Below are 3,015 nucleotides of genomic sequence, written 5' to 3'. Positions count from 1 at the left end.
CCCGCTCGGCACGCGGATCCGGCTCGGCGACTCCGCCGAGGTCGAGCTCACCGGGCTCCGCAATCCGTGCGTGCAGATCGAGCGGTTCCAGTCGGGCCTGATGAAGCGCCTCATCCGGCGCGACCGAGCCGGCGTCACCCATCGCCGGGCGGGCGTCATGGCGATCGTCGTCGAGGGCGGCGTGGTGCGACCCGGCGACGCCATCACGGTCGAACTGCCCGACGCGCCGCACGAGCCGCTGCCGGTGGTCTGACGGCGTCAGGCGACGGATGCCGCGGACGCGCCCGGTGCCCCGGCGTCGCCGGCGTCCCCACCGTCCCCGGCCTCAGAGGAGGCACCGGGTGCCGGGCCGACCGGATCGATGCGGAACACGCGGGTGAAGCGCACGACCGCCTCGGACTCGCCCGCCACCAGCCGCACCGCCGCGGGATCGAGGGCGCCGGCGATGAGGTCGCGGAACTCCGCCGGTTCGAGCACGAGCTCGGCGCCCGCCTCGAACGCCACCTCGGTCGGGTTCCCACGCCTGGGCTGCGGGAGCGCTCCCGGGCCGATGGGCACGACCTCGAGCGTGCGGTTCACCACGACGGCGACCACGGACGCGTCGGCCACGTGCAGCACGTACTCGGTCGGGGGCGCGCCCGCCGCGGCATCCGGCCTGAATGCCGCCCGAAGCGTCGCCGTCAGCGCGTCGCGGGTGACGACCTCGCCCTCGGCGGGGTCGCCGAGCGCCGACCAGCCCCACCGTTCGAGCCCGTCGATAACCGGCTCGAGGGCGCGGCCCCGCGGCGTCAACTCGTAGCCGCCGCGCACGGTCGGAACGCGGCGAACGATGCCGGCCTCCTGGAGCTCCTTCAGCCGGTCGCTCAGGATGTTCGTCGGGATGCGCGGCAGCCCGGCCTTCAGGTCGCTGTAGCGGCGCGCGCCGACGAGCAGGTCGCGGATGATGAGCAGCGCCCACCGCTCCCCGACCCGCTCGACGGCTCGTGCCACGCCGCTGTACTGGCCGAGGCCGCGTGCGCCGCGTGTCGCCATGCGACGCTCAGGCCGACGGCGACGCCGACGCGCCCGCGCCCTGCTGGGCCATGTAGGCCTCGGGGCCCATCTCGGCCGCGGCGGGCTCCATGAACAGGAACGAGAGGTTGTTGCCGTCGGGGTCGTCGAGGTCGCGCGAGTACATGAACCCGTAGTCCTGCGCCTCGCGCGGCTCGGAGCCGCCCGCCGCGAGACCCTTCTCGAGGACCTCGTCGACGGCCTCGCGCGTCTCGCGGCTGAGTGCGATGGACACCTGGGCCTGGGTCGCGGGGTCGATGACCTGCTTGTCGGTGAACGTGCCGAAGTACTCGCGGGTGAGCACCATGAAGTACACGTTGTCGTCGAGCACGACGCAGGCGGCGTTCTCATCGGTGAAGTTGGGGTTGATCGTGAACCCGAGCGCCTCATAGAACGCCTTCGCGCGGTCGAGGTCGGACGTGGTGAGGTTCACGAAGATGCTGGTGGTCATGGTCTGCTCCAGTGTGGGATCGGTCGGTTCCGGGTTGCGAACATCAGCTTGCTCTTTGCAAGCAAACTTGTCAATAGCAAGTAAACGGATGCCGCGGGCCGGCGCTCAGCGCACGGCGCTGCGCCGCACGAGCAGGGCGAGGTGCAGTGCGGTGAGCGCCTCGCCGTCGTCGAGGTCGACCCCGAGCAGGTCCCCGATGAGCGCGAGCCGCTGGTAGAACACCGAGCGCGACAGGTGGCTCGCCGCAGCGGCGGCCGTGCGGTTGCCGGGGTGCGCGAGCATGGCGCCGAGCACGGTGAGCAGGTCGCCGTCGCGCGCCAGGTCGTACTCGATGAGCGGCGCGAGCATCCGCTCGCTGTGCCGCAGCAGCCGGTGATCGTCGCGCAGCGACGTCACGAGCCGCATGAGGGGCCGGACCTCGGCGCGGCGAACGACGAGGCCGCGGGCCTCGCGCGGTCTCGGCCCGCGTCCGAGGTCGATCGCCTCCTGCACCGAGCCGAGCAGGCCGTCGAGTCCGTCGGCGGCCGCGCCCATCGAGACCACCAGCCGGTCGACGGATGCCGCGTCGCCGCCCACGAGGGTCGTCGCGAACCCGCGCACCGCCGCGTCCGACAGCTCGCCGGATCCGCCCGGAAGCGAGAGGAGCACGATGCGCGCGCCCACCCCGGGGAACGCGGAGCCGGGCGCCGCCGCATCGATCGCACGTCCGCCGAGGGCCCGCGCCGCGGCATCCGCTGCGCCGTCGACGACGGGAGCACCGGAGATGACCAACCCACGGACCCGGGCGCCGGTGATGGGCAGGCCGGCCGCCTCGAGCCGCGCCACCGCACCGGCGAGGCCGGCGAAGCGACCGGCGAGCAGGCCGTCGACCAGCCGCTGGCGCCCGATGCGCATCCATTCGTCGGCGGCGCCGTCGGCGAGGCGACCCAGGGCCAGGGCGATCGCGCCCTGTTCGAGCACGCTCGCACGGCCCGCCGGGTGCGCCGGCCCGGGCAGGGCGATGAGGTGGCCCCAGCGCACCCCGCGGGCCTCGACGGGCACGATGAGCCACTCGTCGTGGGCGCGGTTGGCACCGGTGCCGCCGGCGGTGGCCAGTCCCGCGAGGAGCTGCTCCTCGTGCCGGCGATGCGCCAGCCGCGATCGTGCCTCCCAGCCGGAGAAGAGCTCGTGCTCGGCCGCGGGCGGCACCTCGCTGGCCACCACCTCGTGCGCGAGGTTCTCGAGCACGACCGCTGACCCGAGCGTCTGTGCGAGCTGGTGCACGATGAAGTCGGCGGGCGATCCGCGCAGGCTCAGGGCGGTGAAGCGCTCCCGCACCTCGTCGCGGGCCCGCAGGGCGGCGGTCTGCTCCGAGATGATGCGGCTGTGCACGGCCTCCGTGAGCGTGACGAACTTCACCTCGCGGTGCAACGCGACGAGCGCCAGGCCGTGCTCACGCGCGGCCTGCTCGACGACCGTGGGAACGTAGCGGTAGTGCACGCCGAGCTCGAGCACGAGCCCCGACAGGCCCGCCT

At 73.7% G+C, this 3,015-nt stretch carries 4 protein-coding genes; 1 reads left to right on the top strand and 3 read right to left on the bottom strand.

Annotated elements, in window-relative coordinates; translation table 11 throughout:
- Nucleotides 1-253 (top strand): MOSC domain-containing protein (locus AC1DY2_RS17960; protein ID WP_476763650.1); only part of this gene is annotated, 253 nt, incomplete at its 5' end.
- Nucleotides 254-258: 5 nt separating this feature from the next.
- On the opposite strand, the gene AC1DY2_RS17955 is transcribed toward AC1DY2_RS17960, so the two are convergent.
- From AC1DY2_RS17955 to AC1DY2_RS17945, 3 genes are all read right to left on the bottom strand, one after another.
- On the bottom strand, nt 259-1,032 hold the full coding sequence (locus AC1DY2_RS17955; RefSeq protein WP_476763649.1) for a winged helix-turn-helix transcriptional regulator: 774 nt from the start codon (nt 1,030-1,032) through the stop codon (nt 259-261).
- Nucleotides 1,033-1,039: 7 nt separating this feature from the next.
- Nucleotides 1,040-1,501, bottom strand: coding sequence for a VOC family protein (locus tag AC1DY2_RS17950; protein ID WP_476763648.1), 462 nt, complete (start codon nt 1,499-1,501; stop codon nt 1,040-1,042).
- Nucleotides 1,502-1,606: 105 nt separating this feature from the next.
- Nucleotides 1,607-3,015, bottom strand: a 1,409-nt coding sequence (locus AC1DY2_RS17945) for a helix-turn-helix domain-containing protein (RefSeq protein ID WP_476763647.1), incomplete at its 5' end; no start/stop codon positions are given.

This window comes from Agromyces sp. P1_H4, from assembly GCF_056405255.1.
The sequence above is the reverse complement of the archived record's forward strand: the minus strand, read 5'-3'. Positions and strand labels throughout refer to the sequence as shown.

Bases quoted from the DNA above. Each gene is read 5' to 3' on its own strand.
- AC1DY2_RS17955 (WP_476763649.1), bottom strand. From the start codon at position 1,032: ATGGCGACACGCGGCGCACGCGGCCTCGGCCAGTACAGCGGCGTGGCA.
- AC1DY2_RS17950 (WP_476763648.1), bottom strand. From the start codon at position 1,501: ATGACCACCAGCATCTTCGTGAACCTCACCACGTCCGACCTCGACCGC.